Origin of the sequence: Citrobacter sp. CK195, assembly GCF_030333365.1 — a bacterium.
Taxonomy (GTDB): domain Bacteria; phylum Pseudomonadota; class Gammaproteobacteria; order Enterobacterales; family Enterobacteriaceae; genus Citrobacter_B; species Citrobacter_B koseri.
Map to the genome: position 1 here is coordinate 345,866 of NZ_JAOWGB010000024.1, position 19,162 is coordinate 365,027.

A 19,162-nucleotide genomic window follows, 5' to 3' on the forward strand; every position below is an offset into this window, starting at 1 on the left:
AAATCATAATGACTACACATACTGGCGCGTTTTCCGAAGGTGACCTGGTAACATCGTCATTATTTGACGGTATTGCTAAAATTGTGAGCATTCTCTCTACTGAGCGTGCGGAGATAGCTTGGTTCTACTCTCCTTTAGAGGAGGAGGTTAACCGTCAGGAGGTGGACATTCACACACTGACGGTTGCTCCTCTATATGAGGAGAGCACCATTTACTTCCGCTCACCAGATAGCGGTATCTGGTGCAGGGGCCGATATGGCGGGCCACGACCAGACAATAAGCATTTGCTGATTATCCGTTCGGGCGACCATGCGGTCGTTGATTTGGCGGAGATGTACTACCCCAACTATGGGCAAGGGCAGGCAATGAACCCCGCTCATTTTCTGGCGGCACGCTCAAATGATGCCCCCTATTTCTACCCCCTGCGGGAAAAATTTGTCAGTGCGTGGATCAAACAGCGTGCTGCCTGTCGGTCAATGTCGTCGTTAATCAGCAGTCGTGTAGAGATTGAACCTCATCAAATAGCGGTTGTTCGCTGCATTCTTCAGGACCAGAACCCTAAATATCTGCTGGCAGACGAAGTCGGATTGGGCAAAACCATCGAAGCGGGACTGGTCATCCGCGAGCATATTCTGGAATGTAAACGTGAAGCCCGCGTACTAGTGGTGGTGCCGCAGGTATTGCAAGGACAATGGACGCAGGAACTGGTCGATCGCTTTGCTCTACAGGAAGTAATGAGCGGAGGGCGAAACAACCAGATCCGCCTGTGCTCTCCGGAAGAACTTTGCCAGCCAGAACTGATCGGCTGGAAGCCCACAATGATGGTAATCGACGAGGCCCATCAATTAGCCCGGCAGGCATGGGTCAATGATGAAGACGAACAGGCACAGTATGCCGCAATGACTGCGTTGTGCCATCAGGCCCGCATTGTGTTGCTCCTGTCTGGCACGCCGATGCACGGTAACGAACGTCACTTCCTGGCAATGCTGCACTGCATAAATCCACAGGCGTGGCAACTTAATGCTGTGGGAATCGAAAAATTTATGCGCCGCGTGGCAGAGCGCGAGCGTCTGGGTGGAATTTACAGTTCCTTGACCCCTGAAACGCCAAATGGGGTACTGGAAGAGGTTATCGAAGAGTTACGTCAGCTTTTTGCCGATGATGAGCAACTGCAGGCGCGGATTGATGTGCTGAGTCCTCTGGTCGACTTTTTTGCTCCTGATGAAAGCGAAGAGCGAACAGCGGCCATTCTGGTATTACGCCAGTGGATCGGCGAGCGCTACCGTCTTTTTCATCGCTTGCTACGTAACCGGCGTGAAGATCCCGCGTTGGAATATCTCTTTCCTGGGCTGGCCGGCCTGGAAAAATGTGTCTGGCCCGTCGCCTCGACCGAGCTCACGCTGGATGAAACCTTTGATGCCTGGCGTGCTGCAGCCTTACGTAATCCCGTGCAACACCAACATCTAGATGCCACGACGCTTGATAAATGGGTAGATGCGCTATTTCTCAACCCGCTGGTGATGTCCCGCCTGGCTAAAAATGCACTGGCAAACGGGACTGCCAGCGAAGAAGAGTCCAATTTTCTTGAGCAGATTATTGAAACGTCCCAGCAAGAGCAGAAAGCCAAAGATGCGGCGCTAATGAAGGCGCTGACCGGTTGGTTTGAAAAATGTCCTGATGGCAAAGCGGTCATCTTTTGCGGTGAAAGCTCTGAAGCCGCCTTCCTATCTACCAAACTGCAAATTCAGGCCCCCTGGGCGGTGGTTCGTCATTCGCCGGACCTGCGTAAGCAGAGCGAACTTCCGGATGACAGTTGGCAGGTACTGATCTGTGACAGGCGCGGTGAAGACGGACTGAATCTGCACGGAAAAAATCGTCTTGCGGTCCATTATAGTCTGAGCCGCGACTTTAACCGTTTTGAACAGCGGTTGGGGCGCTTTAACCGCTATTCTGGAAATCTACGCGGCGTTAAGCCTGTGAAAAGCCTGATTTTACTGCCGGAGCGTGATGGGCTACGTGCTGACTGGGTGAAACTACTGGACGAAGGCACGGGATTGTTTCATCGAAGCGTCGCCAGCCTGCAATTTGTTCTGTCTGAACAATTAGAGATGGTATGGCGTGATTACGTCGGGCAGGGGCTTGCCGTCTTCCATGAGGCGCAACAGCGCCTTTCGGGAGAAAACGGCTTCATCGCCCAGGAACGTAAGCGCGTTCTGGCTCAGGAAAACTTGTTATCCATGGAGCAGGAGGTCATTGCTGCACGCGAGTTTTCTGAGCAACTGGCCGAATCTGAAGATGAGGCTGAAGCGCAGGCAAAAGATATGCTGACCTGGATGCGCAAGGCATTAGGGTTTAAGCGAGAGCAATATCCTGAAGGAGGATTTCGTCTGCGCTTCGAGCGTGGCGAATATCAACGGCAAACGCTGGTGGACGTAGGAACGTTTATTGATAACTGCCTGCTTGGTCTGGATTTTTCAGAAGGATATCCCCCTTCCACAGCGTTGATGAGCTTGTCTCGAACGGAAGCCGGTAACCACAAACACGTTTACCCCTTGCGCTATGGACAGCCTTTTGCCGAAACCGTATGGCAACTGATGCAGAGCGATCCGCGAGGAGCAAGTATGGCGCTGCTTCGGGTTCTCTCCCCAGCGGTTGCGCTGAAGCAACCGCGCACCTGGTTCCATTTCCAGTGGCTGAGTGAAGCGCAGGTTGAAGGTGAAAATCAGCTAGCCGCGCAGCGTCGTGGTGATGAGTGCTTCAGCCCGGAGGTTCACAATTTCTGGCTGGATGACGGTGGAAAAGAGGCGGATCCGCAGGTCGTTGTTTCCCTGCTGGATAAACCTTACGATGAAGATGGCAATAGCTTGTTCCAGGATATTAATCTTCGGGAAGAGGTCTGGATGCGAATGCCGGATTGGTTTGAGCCGCATAACTGGAAAGAGACCGTACTTGCTGCCGCGGAGCAGGCCCGGAGAAACGTGGATGCTCACTATGGCGATCGTCCCGTCCGCCATCAATTGCTTGCAATGAAGGCGATTATTCTGTGTACCCGCGACATGCTGTAATCGGAAGCAACCATGGAAAATCAATGGCAACAACTTCGCGCGGTTCTGAACGGAGAACATAGCGAACGCGACGGGCTGAGTGGTCAGTTTTTTAACCGCCTGCTTTACTGTCTGGATGATGTACAGGCGGGAGAATGCGACCGCCTGCACGCATTTTATGATGCACTGCAATGCGCACGGGCATTTGGGCTGATGCCGTTAAGGCTGCCGTACCGACACCTTACCGAAGGCGCAATGCTCCAGCATTTTGGTTTGAGACGGGATCGTGACTACCCAGGTGAACTGTTTCTGACGCGCGAAGCGGAAGAGATTGATCCCTCTCTCTTACCCGTCTGGAAAGGCGAGCAGCGCCGTTTTCTGGAAACCCCACCGCTGGATGTCCTTTTGCCCTCTGTACTCAACGATCCGCGTTATACGCACTACACATCTGCAGGGCAACAGCAGGCGGTACGCACGGTGTTGACCAGCGACAGAGATAAAACGCTGCTGGTGAACCTGCCCACCGGAGCCGGCAAAACCTTTGTGATTCACTCCCAGATGCTGACTTCACCGCGCAGGCTCCTGACGCTGGTGATTGTGCCAACCGTAGCGCTGGCAATTGAACAGGCTCTGCGGGCGCAAGAGGTGATGCAACAGGCCGGGCAGGATCACGGTGGCAGCTACGTCTGGCATAGCGGCCAGTCGATTGAAGAACGGAATATGATGAAGTTGCGGCTGGCATCCGGCGAGCAGCGAGCGTTATTTTGCTCTCCGGAAGCAGCGACAGGCGGGCTCTTGTTACAGCTGTTCTCGCTTGCGGAGCGCGGACTACTGGGCGCCGTGATAGTGGATGAAGCTCACCTTATCGATCAATGGGGGGCGGAGTTCCGTCCCGAGTTTCAGCTACTGGCACCCCTGGTGCGATCGTTGAAGGCTACCTCTTCAGACGGTGTCAAAGTCGTTCTGCTTTCTGCCACGTTTAGTCAAAGCACCCTGAATACGCTCAAAGCGCTCTTTACCGGTAAACGACAGGCATCAGTGATTGAAGTGAACGGCAGTTTTCTGCGTCCGGAACCCGTGTGGTATGTCAGCGAAGCTGTCAGCCACGAGGATTACCTTACGCAGGTGGAAAACGCCATTGCTCGCTTGCCAGCGCCAATGATCCTCTACACAACCGAAGTGGAACAGGCCAAATTCTGGTACCAGTATCTACGTGAGCGTGGTTATCGGCGATGTGGATTATTCCATGGTGCAACGCCAATGCAGGAACGCGAAGGTCTTATCCACGCTTGGCGTAACGATGGGCTGGATATCATGGTGGCGACGTCGGCATTTGGCGTGGGGATGGATAAAAATAATGTCCGTTCCGTTCTGCATGTCGCAGTGCCTGAAAATTTTGATCGTCTCTACCAGGAGAGCGGTCGTGGCGGTCGTGATGGTAAAGCATCGGTCGCTCACATTATTTTCCATCACAAACAACTACAGATCGCACGCAACATTAACCGAACCAAACTGATCGGGGCCAGCAAAGGATATTTGCGCTGGGCCAAGATGCACCAGTTGCGCGAGCAGCATCAACCGGGTCAGTTCACCGTCCCGCTACGCGCGAAGCATGCCGACATTCGCATGGATTCGCAGAGCAATGTGGACTGGAATCTGCGTACCTTACTGTTAATGCAGCGCGCCGGTTTTATCGATATCACCTATCCACCGCCGGATCTTAGCGCTATCGCCCCGGACGAGCGTGATGAGTCCAGGGTCCATGCGTGGTTTGACCATTATTTCAACCATATTCAGATTTCTGTTCTCTGTGACGGCCATATGGATGAAGCGCAGTGGCAGAAGGAGATTCAGGCCCACCGTTCGCATGAACTGGCGATGCGAAAACAGGGATTTAGCGCGTTAGAAGGGTGGCTCAATGACCACACAATATCGTTGTGCCAGACGTTAGCGCAATTTTATACCCTCGATGGCTTTGTGCCGGAAATAGCCTGTGGCGGGTGTCCGGCCTGTCGGAGTAAAGGGTATCCTCCCTTTACTCCGACGCTCGGTCGTATAGCACACGTGACGGGCGAGACGATGCGGAACGTCATGGGAAATGAGCAACGCGTTTATTATTCTACTACGCTGACGAACCGGTTACTGCTGCGTCAGTGGAGTGACTGGATTGCCCGACTGCTGGCCAATCGCCAGATTCAGGCTATCCGCGCCAGCCAGAGCGTGCTCGCCCGGCTTGGTGAGGTCCTGTCCGCAGGTTTGCCTTTCTGGTGTTCACTTGCCGTTGATGAAGAAAACACCTGCTGGGATGAACTGGTACTAGTGTTGCCCGGCGAAACGATGCCTGAACTGGACATCTTCGCCAGCATCAATCGCATTATTGTTGCACCGGAACGTTTACAAGAACCGGGCTACCGCGGGCGTCGCTGGTGGGATGTTGATACCGGTGCCGTGGCATTAGAACAATTTCAGAGGAATATCAGCTAGTGGCAATTACCAACAACGCTGCCGCAGGGAGCCAGATCCGTCTGCTCTGCATGATCGATCGGGTGCTGAATCGGCGACTCGGAGAGGCCATCCCGATGGCAGATTTGATTGAATTACTGCGCCCGGAGATGCTGCCCGTCAGCGATGGGGCGAGAAAACGCCTGCCTGCCGAAGTCTCTTTCTGGGCAAAAGAAGGGTTATGGAAAAATGAGAGCGCTGGCCTCAGTCAACAGTCGCCACTTTCCAGCGAACGTAATCTGCCCGCACGGGTTTTGCGTACGCTAATTGACAGTGAGAAAACGACGCCGCTGCTGACCGGAACGCGCGGCCAGCCCTTGCTGATGTGCGTTACCTCCATGCTGGCGCAGGACAAATATACGATCCGCGGAAACACGCCGCTGACAAAAGAGGCGGTGCCGTTGGCCGTTGGCCCGATGATTAACAATAAATTAGCCGGTGAGGGGCGACGTAACCTCAACGTCTCTAACGAAGCAGAGCCATTCCTCGATTACTCATATTTCCTCGGTTTTACAGAACCTTATCTGGATGGCTGGGTGATGGACCCTACCCGCGCCATTGAAGGGGTTTTGGATAACCTGTCGCTTACCGCTGCGATGCCAATTCAGACATTCCTCAGCCAACTGGCAGAGCTTCTGCCAATGCTGGATGGAGGAGCCTACCGCCAGCAGGTTGAACCGATGATCTCCGCTGACAACTGGCAACCGCTGGAGAAACATATGATCAGCGCCGCGTTGAGCCAGGCGCTGCTCCGGCTTGAACTGACAATGCAGTTGGTTTTCACCACTCGTTCCGATGACCTTGACGCCATGGTCCTGCAAGCTCCGGATGGCAGTCTACGCCGTATCAGTACCGTGAGCCCAGGGGGGGCAAGAAAATGAGAATGATCGATTACTGGCCTTCCCTGCAAAACATCAATGAATGTATTCGCACCGAGGCGGAAGAGCTGGCGGAGTACACCTTACTGGCAGTGCATCAACCGGTGAATTTGCTGCGTCTCGATAAAGACGGCAACAACCTCGGACATGCGAAAGAAGAAGATTTGCTCAAGCACTTTCTGGAAACGCCGCGCCCAATTCCGATTGTGGGCAAAGCCGGAGTGGGTAAATCACACATCATCCGCTGGCTGGATGCGAAACTGCGGCTGCGTAAGGAGTACAAAGACAAGAAGTGGCATATTGTCCGTATTCCAAAAAGTGCCAGCTTGCGTGAGGTTCTCACCTCTATGCTGGCGGGCCTGGAGGGCGAGATCTTTGACGAAGCGCGGGAAGACATCAATAAGGTGTCGGAAAAACGTACGCCTCGCGAGATCGCTGAATGGCTGCTGATGCTGATGGGGCAAGAGCTGCGTAACCTGCATGAACGTAACAAGCAGGATATGGAAGCGCTGAAAAAACAGATGGCGGGTAGTACGCCTGAGCAGTTAATAGCTATCAAACCACAGGCGACCCGGCTACAGAAAATCCACGTCCACGCTGAAGATAATGCATTGCCAACGCTGATTAACGATGCTTACTTCAAGCAGTTTTTGCTGAAAGAAGAGCATTGTCTCTATCGCCTTGCCAACCGTCTGACCAACGGTGCAACCAGCAGCGATCTCGACGAGGGGGAACAGCAACTCCAGGCCAAAGATCTTGATTTCAGCTTTAATATTAACGATCTCAGTCTGCCTGCGCGTCAGTATATTCAGAAAAGCCGCCTGAATACGCATGAGGACGGGCGCAAAGATGCTTCGGAGATTCTCAACCTGGTGCTGGTTAAAGCGACGCAGGCGCTGTTTAACCAGCTCTTCAACTTCCGTGGCCGCAGTTTCTCTGACCTGTTTACCCAGATCCGTCAGGCGCTACATGAAAAGCAGATGACGCTGATGGTGCTGGTAGAGGATATGTCGCTCATCACCGCGATCGAGGATGTACTGATCGACAGCCTTGAAAGGGAAGGGATCCGCGACGGGAAAGAAGTGCTATGCCCGGTGTGTTCAGCTATTGCTGTTACTGACGGTTATCAGGGGTATGCCCGCCGTCGTCAGGGGATGCTGGATCGCGCGAAGGGTGAATGGGTGATCGAAGAGGTAGGGAGCGGGCGCGAAGAGACGCGACTGCGTATTGTCGATTTTTGTGGTCGATACATCAACGCGGCCCGCTTTGGGGGTGAAGCCTTACGCCAGCGTTGGGAGCAATCTGCTGATAAATCACACTGGCCACCTGACTGGGAAGCCAGCGCAAACGGCGACGAAATGGCCGAAGTGTTTGGTCGCAGCGAGCAAGGCTTTTCGCTGTTTCCCTTTAACACAAATGCTATCCATGCGTTGGCAGAGACATTCTGCCGCGACGATCGCAACGAATTAAAATTCAACCCACGTCAGATCATCAACCAGATTCTGTTGCGTGTACTGCAGCACTGTCGCCGTGATGCCGATGAGGGACGTTTTCCGCCGCCGCATCTTGGCGATGTTGCGGCGCCAGCAGGGCTTCGAAGCTGGCTGTTCCGTCAGGGCTTCGCCGACACCGAGCGTGCTGAATCCGTGGTCGCGCTGTGGGGTTATCCCGCCGATTCCGATGGCACTCTGGCAAGCACTCTGCCGCCTGATGTTGCCCGCAGTTTCGGTCTGGACGATCTGGCGCAGGTGTTGGAAATCACAAAAAGTGCTCCGGTCCATATTCAGCCGGTGGTGCCTACGCGGGTGACCAAAGTTGAGCCGCAGGTTAAAAAAACTGTTAAGCCAGAACCCACAACAGTTAAACCGAAAGTGAAAGAAGATAAAGATACCCTGGCTATCCGAGCGCTGGATGCGGCGGTGGGTGACTGGATGCTGAAAGGTGCGACGCTTGAGATCGATCCCGCGCGTTATATCAAAAGCTCCCTGGCCTTCTTCTTTGATAAGCGCGTCGTGGCGGAATGGGCGGGCAGTACCTATCGGCCAACACTTTGGTTAGGTAAATCCAACTTTGTCGCCGTTGAGTTACCTAACGCACAGGGCAACCGTGGCGTGCATGTGGTGAAATTTATTCCTCAGGCCGAATACGATAAGCGCTCGGTGCAACTAACGGATGCCGCGATGGCGTTAGCACGGTTTGGCTACTACAGAGAAAACTCCTTATCTAAAACCGAGGACTGGAGCTACGCAGATGGCAAAACGGATTACCTGATTATTCAGAGCTTCTGCGATCGCTGGGTTAACTATGCGCTGACGGAACTCGTTAAGCATAAGCGCAACGATCTGCCGCTGCTGCTCAGCGAGCAGATTGCGCTGGCCGACGCGCTGGGGGCCATTAAAACGGCGGATGGTTCGAAAGAGGTGCTTGCACGACTGCTGCAAAACAGCAAAACGCTTTCTGTGCAGTTTCGTTCCGGGATCACGAAGGCAATCACTGAACTGCGGGCAGAGGCATTAGCGAAGTGGGATGATGCCCAGGACGCATGGCTCAGCCTTGTGGCGCTAAACGATCATGCGCTGGAAGGCGATCTCCTGCTAAGTGCGATACAAAAGGCATTGAAGAAACGCTCAAAAAATACACATGCCGCCGTGGTGAAAAAGTCGCTCAGTGAAATCCGCCCCATACTGGATACCGCTGCTCTGTTTGCCGACTGTGAAAATGCGGATGATTTTTCCGAACTCGTCACCGGTTTGGCTACGTTAGTTAAATCTCTTGGGGACAGCGGCGATTATCCTGCGGATATCTCCCCGGACAGCAGCACGCTGACGGATTCACTGAATGCGCTAACTGAGGGGGGCATCTGGATGACGATCCTCAAATTGCGAGGCATTAATCAATCTGAAGATCCGCTGCGTCAATGGCAACTACTTTGCGAACTGGACGGTGTTTTAATTAACCGGCTCATGATGACAATGCAAAGCTGGCAGCAGGTACACAAACGTGTACTGGCGAATATTACCGCCTACAACCATTCACACGGTGGGCATCAGATCAGCGAATTTCGCACGCAGATTGAAAGCACGTTGCAGGAACTTCATCAGGTCCTCGACGCCATGCAGTCCGTTGCAGGGGAACAGTATGACAACGCTTAAGACCCAATTTACGCAACTGTGGGAGCAGTATCAGATAAAACAGCAGGTTCAGTCGCTGGAAGAGGTCTACGATCGGTACCGCACCATACGTGACGGCTTGCTGGATGTTGCCGAACCGCTGCAAAAAGCCCAAAAGAAATTTGAGGTGATCGGCATGCTACCGGAACCACATTCCACTATCGATTTTTCGCAAGAGGCGGCGCTTTTCGGCGGTGCCAAAACGCAGTTGGATGCGCTGACGGCACGCTTCAAAGAAAGTGGCGATAAAACCGAGCAGAGCGGGTTTTGGGAAACGGTGCGGGTTCTGAAGAGTGTACAGGAAAGTATTGATGATAAGGTGGATGCAACCTGGAAAGCGTTTGTTGCCGATCTTGAAGCACGCGCAATGCTGGATTCCGTCTTTTTGGAACAACAGCGCACGCTGGGGAACGTGTTGGTGTATGACGATTATCGCAAAGCGCGCGATAACTTTAATCGGCAGAAGTTAAGCGGACCAGACAGCCTGTCGGTGGTAAAAAACCTGCAGAAGTATAGTGATGAGATGGTCGCGCTTAAACGTTCAATGGACCCGGATGCACCAGACGATGTTCTGCGCTTTTTTGAGGCGTTGGACAGACATAATCATGCCTCGCTTACGCTGCTGACGCCGGGCGTGATTGCCTGGCTGGAAGAAAAAGGTATGCTGCCAGCGTTTAACGTGACACGTAAGAGAATGATTTAATGAAGGGAATCGAGCTTTCGCTTTTGCAACGCGTGCTGGATGCGCTGGAAGAACAAGAAAATGCGCTCCTGGTATGGGGCGACACGGGCGGTTTTTTTAATCTGGATGAGCTGTTAAGCACTATCGGACGGGTGTTACCTGAAGAAGATGCTGAAAAGGTTCTGGATGAGATGCTAGACGCCGCCATGTTGATTCAGGTGCCGCACATCAGTGGCACGCCTGTCTGGCGAACCCGAATGGGGGAAACGGTCCATCTCATGCGCAACCTACGCCAGTGGATGCATGAGCAAAAGCTGGAACAGAGCAAAACGCTGGTATCGGACTATCGCTTTATTCGTCGACCGCGCAGCTATCCCGATCGCGTTTACGAACCGGCAACGCTGATTACCGGCTGGAAAAAACAGCTGAACTTAAGCGATCGCGTCTGTGACATTATGTGCCAGGCCCTGGCGTCAGATAAGCCCTTCTTGCTGGCGGGTTTTCAGGTTCGCGCGACCGAACGCATTATGCAGTGCTGGCTGGAACATCAGGTGAAAAGCAATACGGCCAGCGGGACAATCGTCTGTGCTGGCACCGGTAGCGGTAAAACGTTGTCGTTTTACCTGCCTGCGCTAACCCGTCTTGCCGAAGAGATTTGTAACAACCCTGAGCGCAAGGTGCGCATTCTCGCCATCTATCCGCGAAAAGAACTGCTCAAGGATCAGTTTGCCGAAACGTTTTCACAGTGCCGCAAGCTTGACGAATTTATGCTGACGGCCGCCGGACGCAAGATTCGTATCGGTGCCTTTTTTGGCGATACACCGGTGAAGGCAGAATGGTCGAAGAAAGACGTTAAAGGGAAGGTTGGTCTACCGTTCGGCCTGATGAAATGCCAGCAGCCCCACCCGCAGCATCCTAAGCAGACTTGCGGAGGGGCGCTCATTTGGCGTCGTGAAGACATCTTTGACGAGCGTGAGGTGCTTACCTGTACGCAATGCCAGCATCAGCTGGATCAGAGTGAAATCATGATCACCCGTAATGCGCAGCAACAGCGCGGCGACGCCCCGGACATTCTGTTTACTACGACGGAAATGCTGAACCTCCAGATGAACTCCACCTGGAGCAACCATCTGTTTGGTGTCGGTGAAGGCTATGGGCCAACGTTGGTTCTGCTCGACGAGGTCCATACCTACAGCGGAACCACCGGCGCACAAACCGCGCTGCTGCTGCGGCGTTGGATGCAGCGCACCGATTGTTTGCCGCATTTTGTTGGACTATCGGCAACGCTTGCTGACGCGCAGCACTTCTTTGCCAGGCTGGTGGGTGCCCCTGAAGAGGAGGTAGCCCTGATCCAGCCCTACGCGGAAGAGATGATCGAAGAGGGGGCTGAGTACCTGCTGGCACTGCGAGGCGATCCTGTCTCTGAAACGGCATTACTCTCCACCACCATCCAAGCCAGTATGCTAATGGCGCGCATGCTGGATAGCAAAGCGAACAAGTCACAAGGTACCTGGGGGAAGAAAACTTTCATCTTCACTGATACCCTCGACGGTAACAACCGATTGTACCACGACCTCAGCGATGCCGAAGGCTGGGAGACGGGGCCAGGACAGTCGCGCATTGATCATTCACCGTTGGCCGTGTTACGTAGTCCTTTTGATAAAATGGCATCTGAGCGGTCGAAAACTGAACTGGGGCAGAACTGGAAGGCGGCTATGGATATTGGCCACGACCTCGCGGAAAACAAAGTCATTTCCCGAACGTCGAGTCAGGATGCCGGTGTTGATGCATCAGCAGATGTCGTGGTCGCCACTTCTTCTCTCGAGGTGGGATATAACGATCCGTTGGTTGGTGCCGTTCTTCAGCATAAGGCGCCGAACGATGTCGCCTCCTATTTGCAGCGTAAAGGACGTGCCGGTCGTCCAAGAGGCATGCGCCCCTGGATGCTGGTGGTGCTCTCCGAGTTTGGCCGCGATCGTGTTGAGTTCCAGCGTTATGAAGGGCTGATGAGCCCGGAGATCAAACGTCAGGGCCTGCCGTTGGGTAACCAGCACGTGCAGAAAATGCAGGCCGCAATGGCGGCCCTCGACTGGATCAGCAAAGTTGGTAAATTCAAAGATCTGTGGGGCATGCTGAAAAAAGCTGAGCATAATCAGCTGAAATATGATCGAATGTATGCCCCGCTTATCCGACTGATTGAAGAGGTACTGAGTGGTGGAAGACGGCTAAACGAGTTGACGCGCTACCTTCAGGACGCTCTGCAATTATCTGACGGTGCGGTGCAAAATATCCTTTGGAGCCCGCCGCGCTCAATTATGTTTGAGTTTCTCCCCTCCCTACTGCGTAACCTCAGAACGCGCTGGTCGGTTAACGGCGTGGAGTGGGCCGGTCTGCGCCCGAGTCAACCGAATGACGAGAGCGAACAACATCGGAGCAATTCACCCGCTCCGGAATACATCCCGCAAAATCTGTTCAGCGAGTTGAATTTGCCGGAACTGGACATTCGCCTGAAGCGTGGACGTGATGACGAAGAACAGTGGGAAACCCTCTCGTTCTGGCAGGGGATGCGTGAGTTTGCGCCAGGGCGTCTGTCTAAACGCTACGCCATTAAATCGAACAAAAGTACGGATTGGCTGGTCCCGCAAACATACGAACCGGTGGCAGGAGAAGGGCGGCAATATGTTGATTTCCAGATAAGCGATGCGTTCGGCGATAGCTGGCAAAAAGAGTGTGAAGTCGAGTATCAGGGAAAAACGATCAAGGTTGTTAAACCGTCAAAGGTCATGACCACCCGGGCTGATATTCGTCGTATAAATGATAAAAGTAATGCGCAACTGCAGTGGGTACTCCACGTCATTAACCCTGCGGTTGCGACGCCCGACGAGGTGCCAAAGGGACCCTGGAAGCAAACTCTGCACGATATCACGTTTTACAACCACCAGCATATGACGTCGCTGGAACTGGTTCGCTTTTCTACCGGATCGCAGGCGTCGCTCCGGTTCAGAAATAAGGAACGGGCTCACGTTGATTTCACCTGGGTGAATGGAGAGGAACAGGTTGGCGTAGGAAGTCGTCAATGGGTGGATGCAATGCGCTTGCGTTTTAACCTCTCGTGTGATGACGTGATGGGCCTGCTGCATCAGGCAGAAATCCAGCGAGGCATGCGCCCCGTTTATTTTCAACATCTTGTAAGGCAGTCATCTGAATTTGAATTTGATAGCTTTAACGCGGACTGGGCTATTGAATGTTTTATGGCTCAGCTTGCGGAGACGTTGGCAAGCGGCGCTCACACCTCGGTTGAGTCGGCGCTGCGAGAAATGGCTTCCGAAAAAGGGATGAAAAGGCTGGCTGATATCCCGGCCAGCCTGTTCCAGCCGGATACCGAAAATGAGGCTGGCACTGACCAAGCGCTACAGATCGGCCTCCATAAACTCCTTGAAAGACCGGATATACAGCAACTGCTGTTGAACTGCGCACAGGCACTCTGGAAACCCTTGGCTGAGATCGGCGGCTTTGTCGAATGGGCGCGGCAGGTATTAGCGGACACCTTGGCTGCGGGTGTGCAGCAAACGCTAAGTACGCTACTTCCGGATGTTGATGAGCGGGCGGTCGTGACAGACTCCTGCTGGATGAGCGATCTCCGCACGGGAGCAGAATGGCTGGAAATCTGGCTCTGCGAGATGGAGTCAGGCGGAAGCGGGATTTTGATCCGTTTACAGAAGAAGTGGGCTGAAGACCCTGTATCCTTCCTCAATGTGCTTGTGCGAAATCTTTCAGCCAGCGACTACGAGCAGATCGATTACGATCTGCGCACCGTGTTGCAGATGCTGCAAACAGATTACGCGCTTCGTATGGCGATCTCTGCCGTTCGTGAAGCCAGTAACATGGACGCCCGGCGGGAGGCTAACAAGAATCTTCATTTGCAGCTTTCACAGCGCGGTTTGCGCCTTTCCCACAGCTTTACAACGGTGCTGTACTCGCGGATCCTGCGGGCGGGTAGCGGCGATGACACAGACGCCCAGCTTTATCAGCTACTGTCGGACTGGTCGTCTCTTGAAACAAGAACGGGTATTGAGTTCAGTATGAATACCATGGCGCACGCACTGGCGGTGAATGCGCTTGGCGTCAAAACCGATGCATCCTTAGTGTTTAACGCGCAGTGCCGGAACCAAAACCTGCTCTGGCCGCGTGGTTACACGGTCCGGCAGGCAGAACTCGGTTTTTACAATATGTTTTGCTCGCGTAAAGTTACGACTGAGCGCCTGCTTGCCGGCGCGCTATTTAGTGAGCAGATCGAAAAGATCTCCCTTGATGAGGCTGACTGGCTTGGGCAACTGCATATGGCGTTGTGTAAAGCCGGTCGAGTTGAGCTACAACTCACGCGCGCGCAGCGAAATCAATTACATCAGATCATTAACACCGTGCAAATTGAACCCGTCGATCATTTAGGACTGCTGCTATATCCACGTCTTGGTGAAGTTCGTCGTGAGCAGGACGTGCTCATTTTACGTATTGAACTTGCGGAGGCGATGCAATGATCGGACGTGCAAAACAGCGCCAGATTTTTTTACACGGTGCCGCAGGGCAACGGCAATTGCGGGAAGTACTCAGCGCCCAACTTATCGCACTGATTATGCAGCCAGAGCCAATCTGGCTGGTGTCGCCGTGGGTGAGTAACTTCTCACTGTTGGACAATCGTTCAGGCAACTGGGACAGCATTGATCCCGCGTGGGGAGGCAGGGAGGTAGATTTCATTGAGCTGTTGGCCTGTGCGGTGAATAACGGCGCGCCGCTTTCGCTGGTGACCCGCGACGAACCGATGAACCGTATTTTTGTAAAAGCGCTGGAAAAACGTCTGAGCAACTTTGCAAACTTTCGTCTGGAATGGCGTAATCATCTGCATATAAAAGGTTTTCTGACGCAAAATGTGTTCCTCAAGGGCTCAATGAATTTTACCCGCAGCGGCGTTAATCGAAATGAAGAGTTTGTCGAACTGAACTGCGATTCGCATATGATCGGTGAAGCGATAACCGAATTTGAACGTCAGTATCTTTTTATTGGATCACAGGAAGCGTTCTGATGTGTGCAGACTGGCTGAAAAATTATTACGCTAAAGATAAATATCTGGATTATGACAAGGCGATGGTGGGGGGATACGGCATCCCACAAATGAACACGCTGATTCAACAGGCCGCAGCGTTACGGATGCCCTGCATCGTTCCTTCAACGCGAAAGAGAAAAACGGTGTTTTATGCCCTGGCAGAGAATGCAAAAAGCCTTGAAGAATTACGACGTATTCTAACCGCGGCGCTGGGTTCCGCTGACACTACTCCCGACATTAAATCGATCTTTCAATCTGACGATGACGGGGAACAGTTGCTGCTGGAGAAATCCCCGGACGGAATACTGGCCTTCGATTTCTTACCGGTGCCGGACGGCTCACCTCAGCAGGTAAAAGAGTGGCAGGTAGCGCGAATGAAGCGGGTATACGCCATGCTGCAACTGGTGATGGATCTTTATCATCAGCGACCCATTTTACATTCGCTAGTCAGTCGGCAAACCGGACGGATTCTCAGGGATTTCTACACGGCATGCCACGCGCGCGACGGCAAGATTGCCGAACAGTATCTGGAGGAGCTACGCGGTAATCAGGCACTGTCTTCTCTTAATCTCCTGTTTCTTGAACTACAGGGGATGGCGGCTTCGGCAAAATGGGGCGAGATTCTCAACCATCCTCGGCTGGAAGTATTGTTGCGCGGTCGTGTGCCGGAGCGTATCCAGCGCCTGTTGTTGCGATCCTCTGGCCATTTAATGCTTAACGCCATCCGCGATGCGCACTTCCCACTGGACAGGCGTGAAGACGCCAGGCGACTGGTACTGGGCTTATTGCCGCTGTACAAGCATAAGCCCCGCTTTGCTCATCAGGCGAGTTTCCTGCCTGACTGGCAACTGTGGACCATGGGGGCCGCGCTGCTGGGGATCGACGAATGGCAAACGGCGACGCCTCTGTTAGATACTGACTGGATACAGCAGGTCGAAGGGTGGGCGACAGGTGCAAGTTCGCTGCCAGCGCCGGTAGAAGCGGAAGAACAGGTGCTGATCCAGGCTCCAGTTATCATGCTGATAAGCCTTGAAAATGCTATCGATTTGCTACTCGAAGCCCTACTGGCGGACGCTGAGCGCGAAAGTGAGATATACGCGCAACTGGCGGCGATGCCTGAAGCAACACGACAGGCATTGGAAAAAATACCCAAACTATGGGAGGCGTGGCAGGCGCTGAAAAATCGCTGTGAACCGCAGGACTATGGTTGGAGTAGCTGGCTTGGAGATTTACAACAGTCTACGGAATCTGAACGGTTTGAATCACTGCGCCAGCAGGCGACTGTTCACTACATGGACTGGACACCGTCAACCTTCAGCGAAACGCAGTGGCATGCGCTGCTAGAGCAGCAGTCCAACGCCCAGTTGAGTAAAGTTTTACGAGACGTACTGCCAACCCTTCTGAACTGGCTGGAAGAATATGACGTTCAGGTATCTGCCTCCTTGTGGCCGGACTGGCTTATGCTGCTGGCTGTTGAGGATATCCGCTCAGAGGAGGATGTGCGTCTCGGTGGGATGATTCTGGATAAATTCCTTTCTGGTACCTTCACCCGCGAGGAATATGCGTCCGCAATTGAATCGGTAGCAATGCTGTGCTCTGAAAACCTGTCGGTAAGAACCTTAGGCTACTCGCTTGATATTGCTGAACTTCTTTATGATAAAATCTCCGCTGACGACGCCGCCAGATTAGGTTTTTGGGTCACGTTGCAGGAGTTGCTCAAGCAGCGCTGGGAGCGTCTGGATGTCAGTATGCAACTTTCCGCGCGCATGGTGGAAAGACTCTATCTCGGCGAACATGCCGGACACGTTTTCCCGGAAGAGGACAGTACGCCGGGCGTAGCGTCTTCGCTTCATCGCGATCTCGACGGTAAAACGTTGGCAATTTACAGCCTGATGGAAGGTGCGGCGAGACGCGGAAAAGAGGCTCTACTTAAGTTATATCCTGGGTTGAATGTGGAACTCAATCACGATCACGTAGCTACTCCGGCGCTGATAAATCTGGCGGAAAAAGCTGACTACTTTATCTTCGCCAGCGCTAGCTCAAAGCATCAGGCGTTCTATACCGTGACTGATTATCGCAAAGAGATAATCTATCCCTCAGGTAAAGGGGCGTCGAGTATGATCGCTGCCTTCGTCAGTGCGCTGGATTGAGTAAAAAAGGAATAGCTTCTGCTATTCCTTTTTTGTTATTCACCACGGTAGATGCAGCCTGCAGAGCATGTCTCTTTCACGATGACTGCGCTCAGGATCGGGAGTTGTGGTTTAACCTGATTCCAGATCCATTGAGCCAGCACTTCGCTTGTTGGGTTCTCAAGGCCAGGAATATCGTTGAGATAATAGTGGTCCAGGCTATCCAGCGTCGGTTTGAAGATAGCTTTCAGTTCAGCGAAATCAATAATCCACCCCGTGTGCTTATCCACCTCTCCGGTGATTTCAAGGCGAACAACGAACGAGTGCCCGTGTAAACGTCCGCACTTATGCCCATCAGGTACATTGGGTAGTCGGTGTGCGGCTTCAAATGTGAAATCTTTATACAGAGTCGTTTTCATAAGCACCTCAATTTTTGTTATAATGTAACAAATCAAAACTGAGATAGGAAGTACGTAACTTGAGTATGTTAAATAAAAATCTGGGTAGTTTGGCCAAGGTGCATTAACTCATTCATTTGTTAAACAAGTAAGATTGATTGGTTAGTTAGATGTATTGTCCTTACCGGCACCTTTCGTACGACGTATCACGCAACTACGTGGCCCTGCAGGAAAGTGACTATACCCACTACGCATTCAGCATCGCGCCAGAGGATTTTGAGCCGTTCTCGTATAAGCTGAAACAGGCGGGAGTGACGATCTGGAAAGACAATAAAAGCGAAGGGCAATCTTTCTATTTTCTTGACCCGGATGGCCATAAGCTGGAGCTGCATGTCGAAGATTTATCATCTCGACTGGCGCAATGCCGTGAGAAGCCTTACTCTGGAATGTGTTTCGGTCCTGGAAAATAATCACGCAACTTTGTGATCTTCCACGCAGTATTCAATTTTATGTCCCATTCTGGGGGCGAATCCCCTAATTAAAACCTCACAATCCATTAATTTTCAAGAAATTAAACGAAAAGGCGAGTCCGGCCTTCGCACTTATCCCCTTAACACCTCTCTCATGTACCATTCTACAAGCCCTTCCTGTTCATAATTCTTTCACACTTACGGCACGTCAATCAGCTTGTCGGCAGAACACAGAACAGCCTGTCGACAATCCTGCCTCCATTCATCATCTTCGACATCTGTACGTGCATAGTCTCGTTTGGTCCAATCGTTCCTTTATCAAAGCTTTTATGATGGGCCACATTGTTTGCGTATCTGTTGGATAGCGAATCCCACCTCGTCAGCAGAGAGTAATGTTCTTCATCAAAACCACTGGCAACGTTGTGTTCGACGGTCTCTTTTTATTCTCAAACTACGTGAACTTTGCTGCTTATCTACTCTCCCCAAATCCATGCCAAAAAATGTGAACCTCATCCCTGAAGCAAATCGTAATCTCTGAAATCGATCCGTATCGTAAACTTTACTTTACACTTTTGGTGATGTCAGTCACAAAATTAAGCGCGGAGGGTGATCGCAATCTCATAATATCCTGGTATACAAAATCGACAATGTGAGCGGAAAAGAGGCTGGAAAGTTAAGTTTTCACTGCTTTCTCTCTTTTACCGCGTCTGGAGGGAAACTGCAATTCAAAAGATAAAAAATAACTTGTTGAAATTGAGTCAGTAAAAAAATGCTATGTGATTTAAATC

Annotated in this window: 9 protein-coding genes and 1 pseudogene; 9 read left to right on the forward strand and 1 reads right to left on the reverse strand. The window is 52.5% G+C overall.

What is annotated here, in order from left to right:
* Positions 1–8 precede the first annotated feature (8 nt).
* Genes dpdE through dpdD form a run of 8 tightly spaced genes read left to right on the forward strand, consistent with a single transcriptional unit; the run spans position 9 to position 17,527 of the window.
* The gene (gene dpdE, locus OGX93_RS12815) at positions 9–3,065 is read left to right on the forward strand and encodes a protein DpdE (RefSeq protein ID WP_233596915.1); all 3,057 of its coding nucleotides are present in this window, start codon (positions 9–11) and stop codon (positions 3,063–3,065) included.
* 12 nt (positions 3,066–3,077) lie between these two features.
* The gene (gene dpdF / locus OGX93_RS12820; RefSeq protein ID WP_286449892.1) at positions 3,078–5,528 is read left to right on the forward strand and encodes a protein DpdF; all 2,451 of its coding nucleotides are present in this window, start codon (positions 3,078–3,080) and stop codon (positions 5,526–5,528) included.
* Positions 5,528–6,427 (forward strand): protein DpdG, encoded by a 900-nt coding sequence (gene dpdG / locus OGX93_RS12825; protein WP_086776562.1) that lies wholly within the window; start codon positions 5,528–5,530, stop codon positions 6,425–6,427. The genes dpdF and dpdG overlap by 1 nt, the downstream gene beginning before the upstream one ends.
* A 2-nt stretch (positions 6,428–6,429) precedes the next feature.
* Entirely contained in the window at positions 6,430–9,576 is a 3,147-nt protein-coding gene (gene dpdH / locus OGX93_RS12830) for a protein DpdH (protein WP_353622169.1), read from the forward strand.
* Positions 9,563–10,297 carry a protein DpdI gene (gene dpdI / locus OGX93_RS12835; RefSeq protein WP_200076054.1) on the forward strand — a complete coding sequence of 245 codons (735 nt, stop codon included), beginning with the start codon at positions 9,563–9,565 and terminating at the stop codon, positions 10,295–10,297. The genes dpdH and dpdI overlap by 14 nt, the downstream gene beginning before the upstream one ends.
* The gene (gene dpdJ / locus OGX93_RS12840; RefSeq protein WP_286449890.1) at positions 10,297–14,814 is read left to right on the forward strand and encodes a protein DpdJ; all 4,518 of its coding nucleotides are present in this window, start codon (positions 10,297–10,299) and stop codon (positions 14,812–14,814) included. The genes dpdI and dpdJ overlap by 1 nt, the downstream gene beginning before the upstream one ends.
* Positions 14,811–15,356, forward strand: a complete 546-nt coding sequence (gene dpdK, locus OGX93_RS12845) for a phospholipase D-like domain-containing protein DpdK (RefSeq protein WP_000580208.1) — start codon at positions 14,811–14,813, stop codon at positions 15,354–15,356. Before dpdJ ends, dpdK begins: the two co-directional genes overlap by 4 nt.
* The gene (gene dpdD, locus OGX93_RS12850) at positions 15,356–17,527 is read left to right on the forward strand and encodes a protein DpdD (RefSeq protein WP_286449889.1); all 2,172 of its coding nucleotides are present in this window, start codon (positions 15,356–15,358) and stop codon (positions 17,525–17,527) included. Before dpdK ends, dpdD begins: the two co-directional genes overlap by 1 nt.
* 35 nt (positions 17,528–17,562) lie before the next feature.
* Here dpdD and queD read toward each other — a convergent pair whose 3' ends face one another.
* Positions 17,563–17,925 (reverse strand): 6-carboxytetrahydropterin synthase QueD, encoded by a 363-nt coding sequence (gene queD / locus OGX93_RS12855; RefSeq protein WP_286449888.1) that lies wholly within the window; start codon positions 17,923–17,925, stop codon positions 17,563–17,565.
* A 170-nt stretch (positions 17,926–18,095) separates the two neighbouring features.
* On the opposite strand from queD, the pseudogene OGX93_RS12860 reads away from it, so the two are divergent.
* Positions 18,096–18,374 (forward strand): annotated as a pseudogene (locus OGX93_RS12860) (VOC family protein); the annotation flags it as partial.
* Positions 18,375–19,162: the final 788 nt, after the last annotated feature.

Bases quoted from the DNA above. Each gene is read 5' to 3' on its own strand.
- dpdE (WP_233596915.1), top strand. From the start codon at position 9: ATGACTACACATACTGGCGCGTTTTCCGAAGGTGACCTGGTAACATCG.
- dpdF (WP_286449892.1), top strand. From the start codon at position 3,078: ATGGAAAATCAATGGCAACAACTTCGCGCGGTTCTGAACGGAGAACAT.
- dpdH (WP_353622169.1), top strand. From the start codon at position 6,430: ATGATCGATTACTGGCCTTCCCTGCAAAACATCAATGAATGTATTCGC.
- dpdI (WP_200076054.1), top strand. From the start codon at position 9,563: ATGACAACGCTTAAGACCCAATTTACGCAACTGTGGGAGCAGTATCAG.
- dpdJ (WP_286449890.1), top strand. From the start codon at position 10,297: ATGAAGGGAATCGAGCTTTCGCTTTTGCAACGCGTGCTGGATGCGCTG.
- dpdK (WP_000580208.1), top strand. From the start codon at position 14,811: ATGATCGGACGTGCAAAACAGCGCCAGATTTTTTTACACGGTGCCGCA.
- dpdD (WP_286449889.1), top strand. From the start codon at position 15,356: ATGTGTGCAGACTGGCTGAAAAATTATTACGCTAAAGATAAATATCTG.
- queD (WP_286449888.1), bottom strand. From the start codon at position 17,925: ATGAAAACGACTCTGTATAAAGATTTCACATTTGAAGCCGCACACCGA.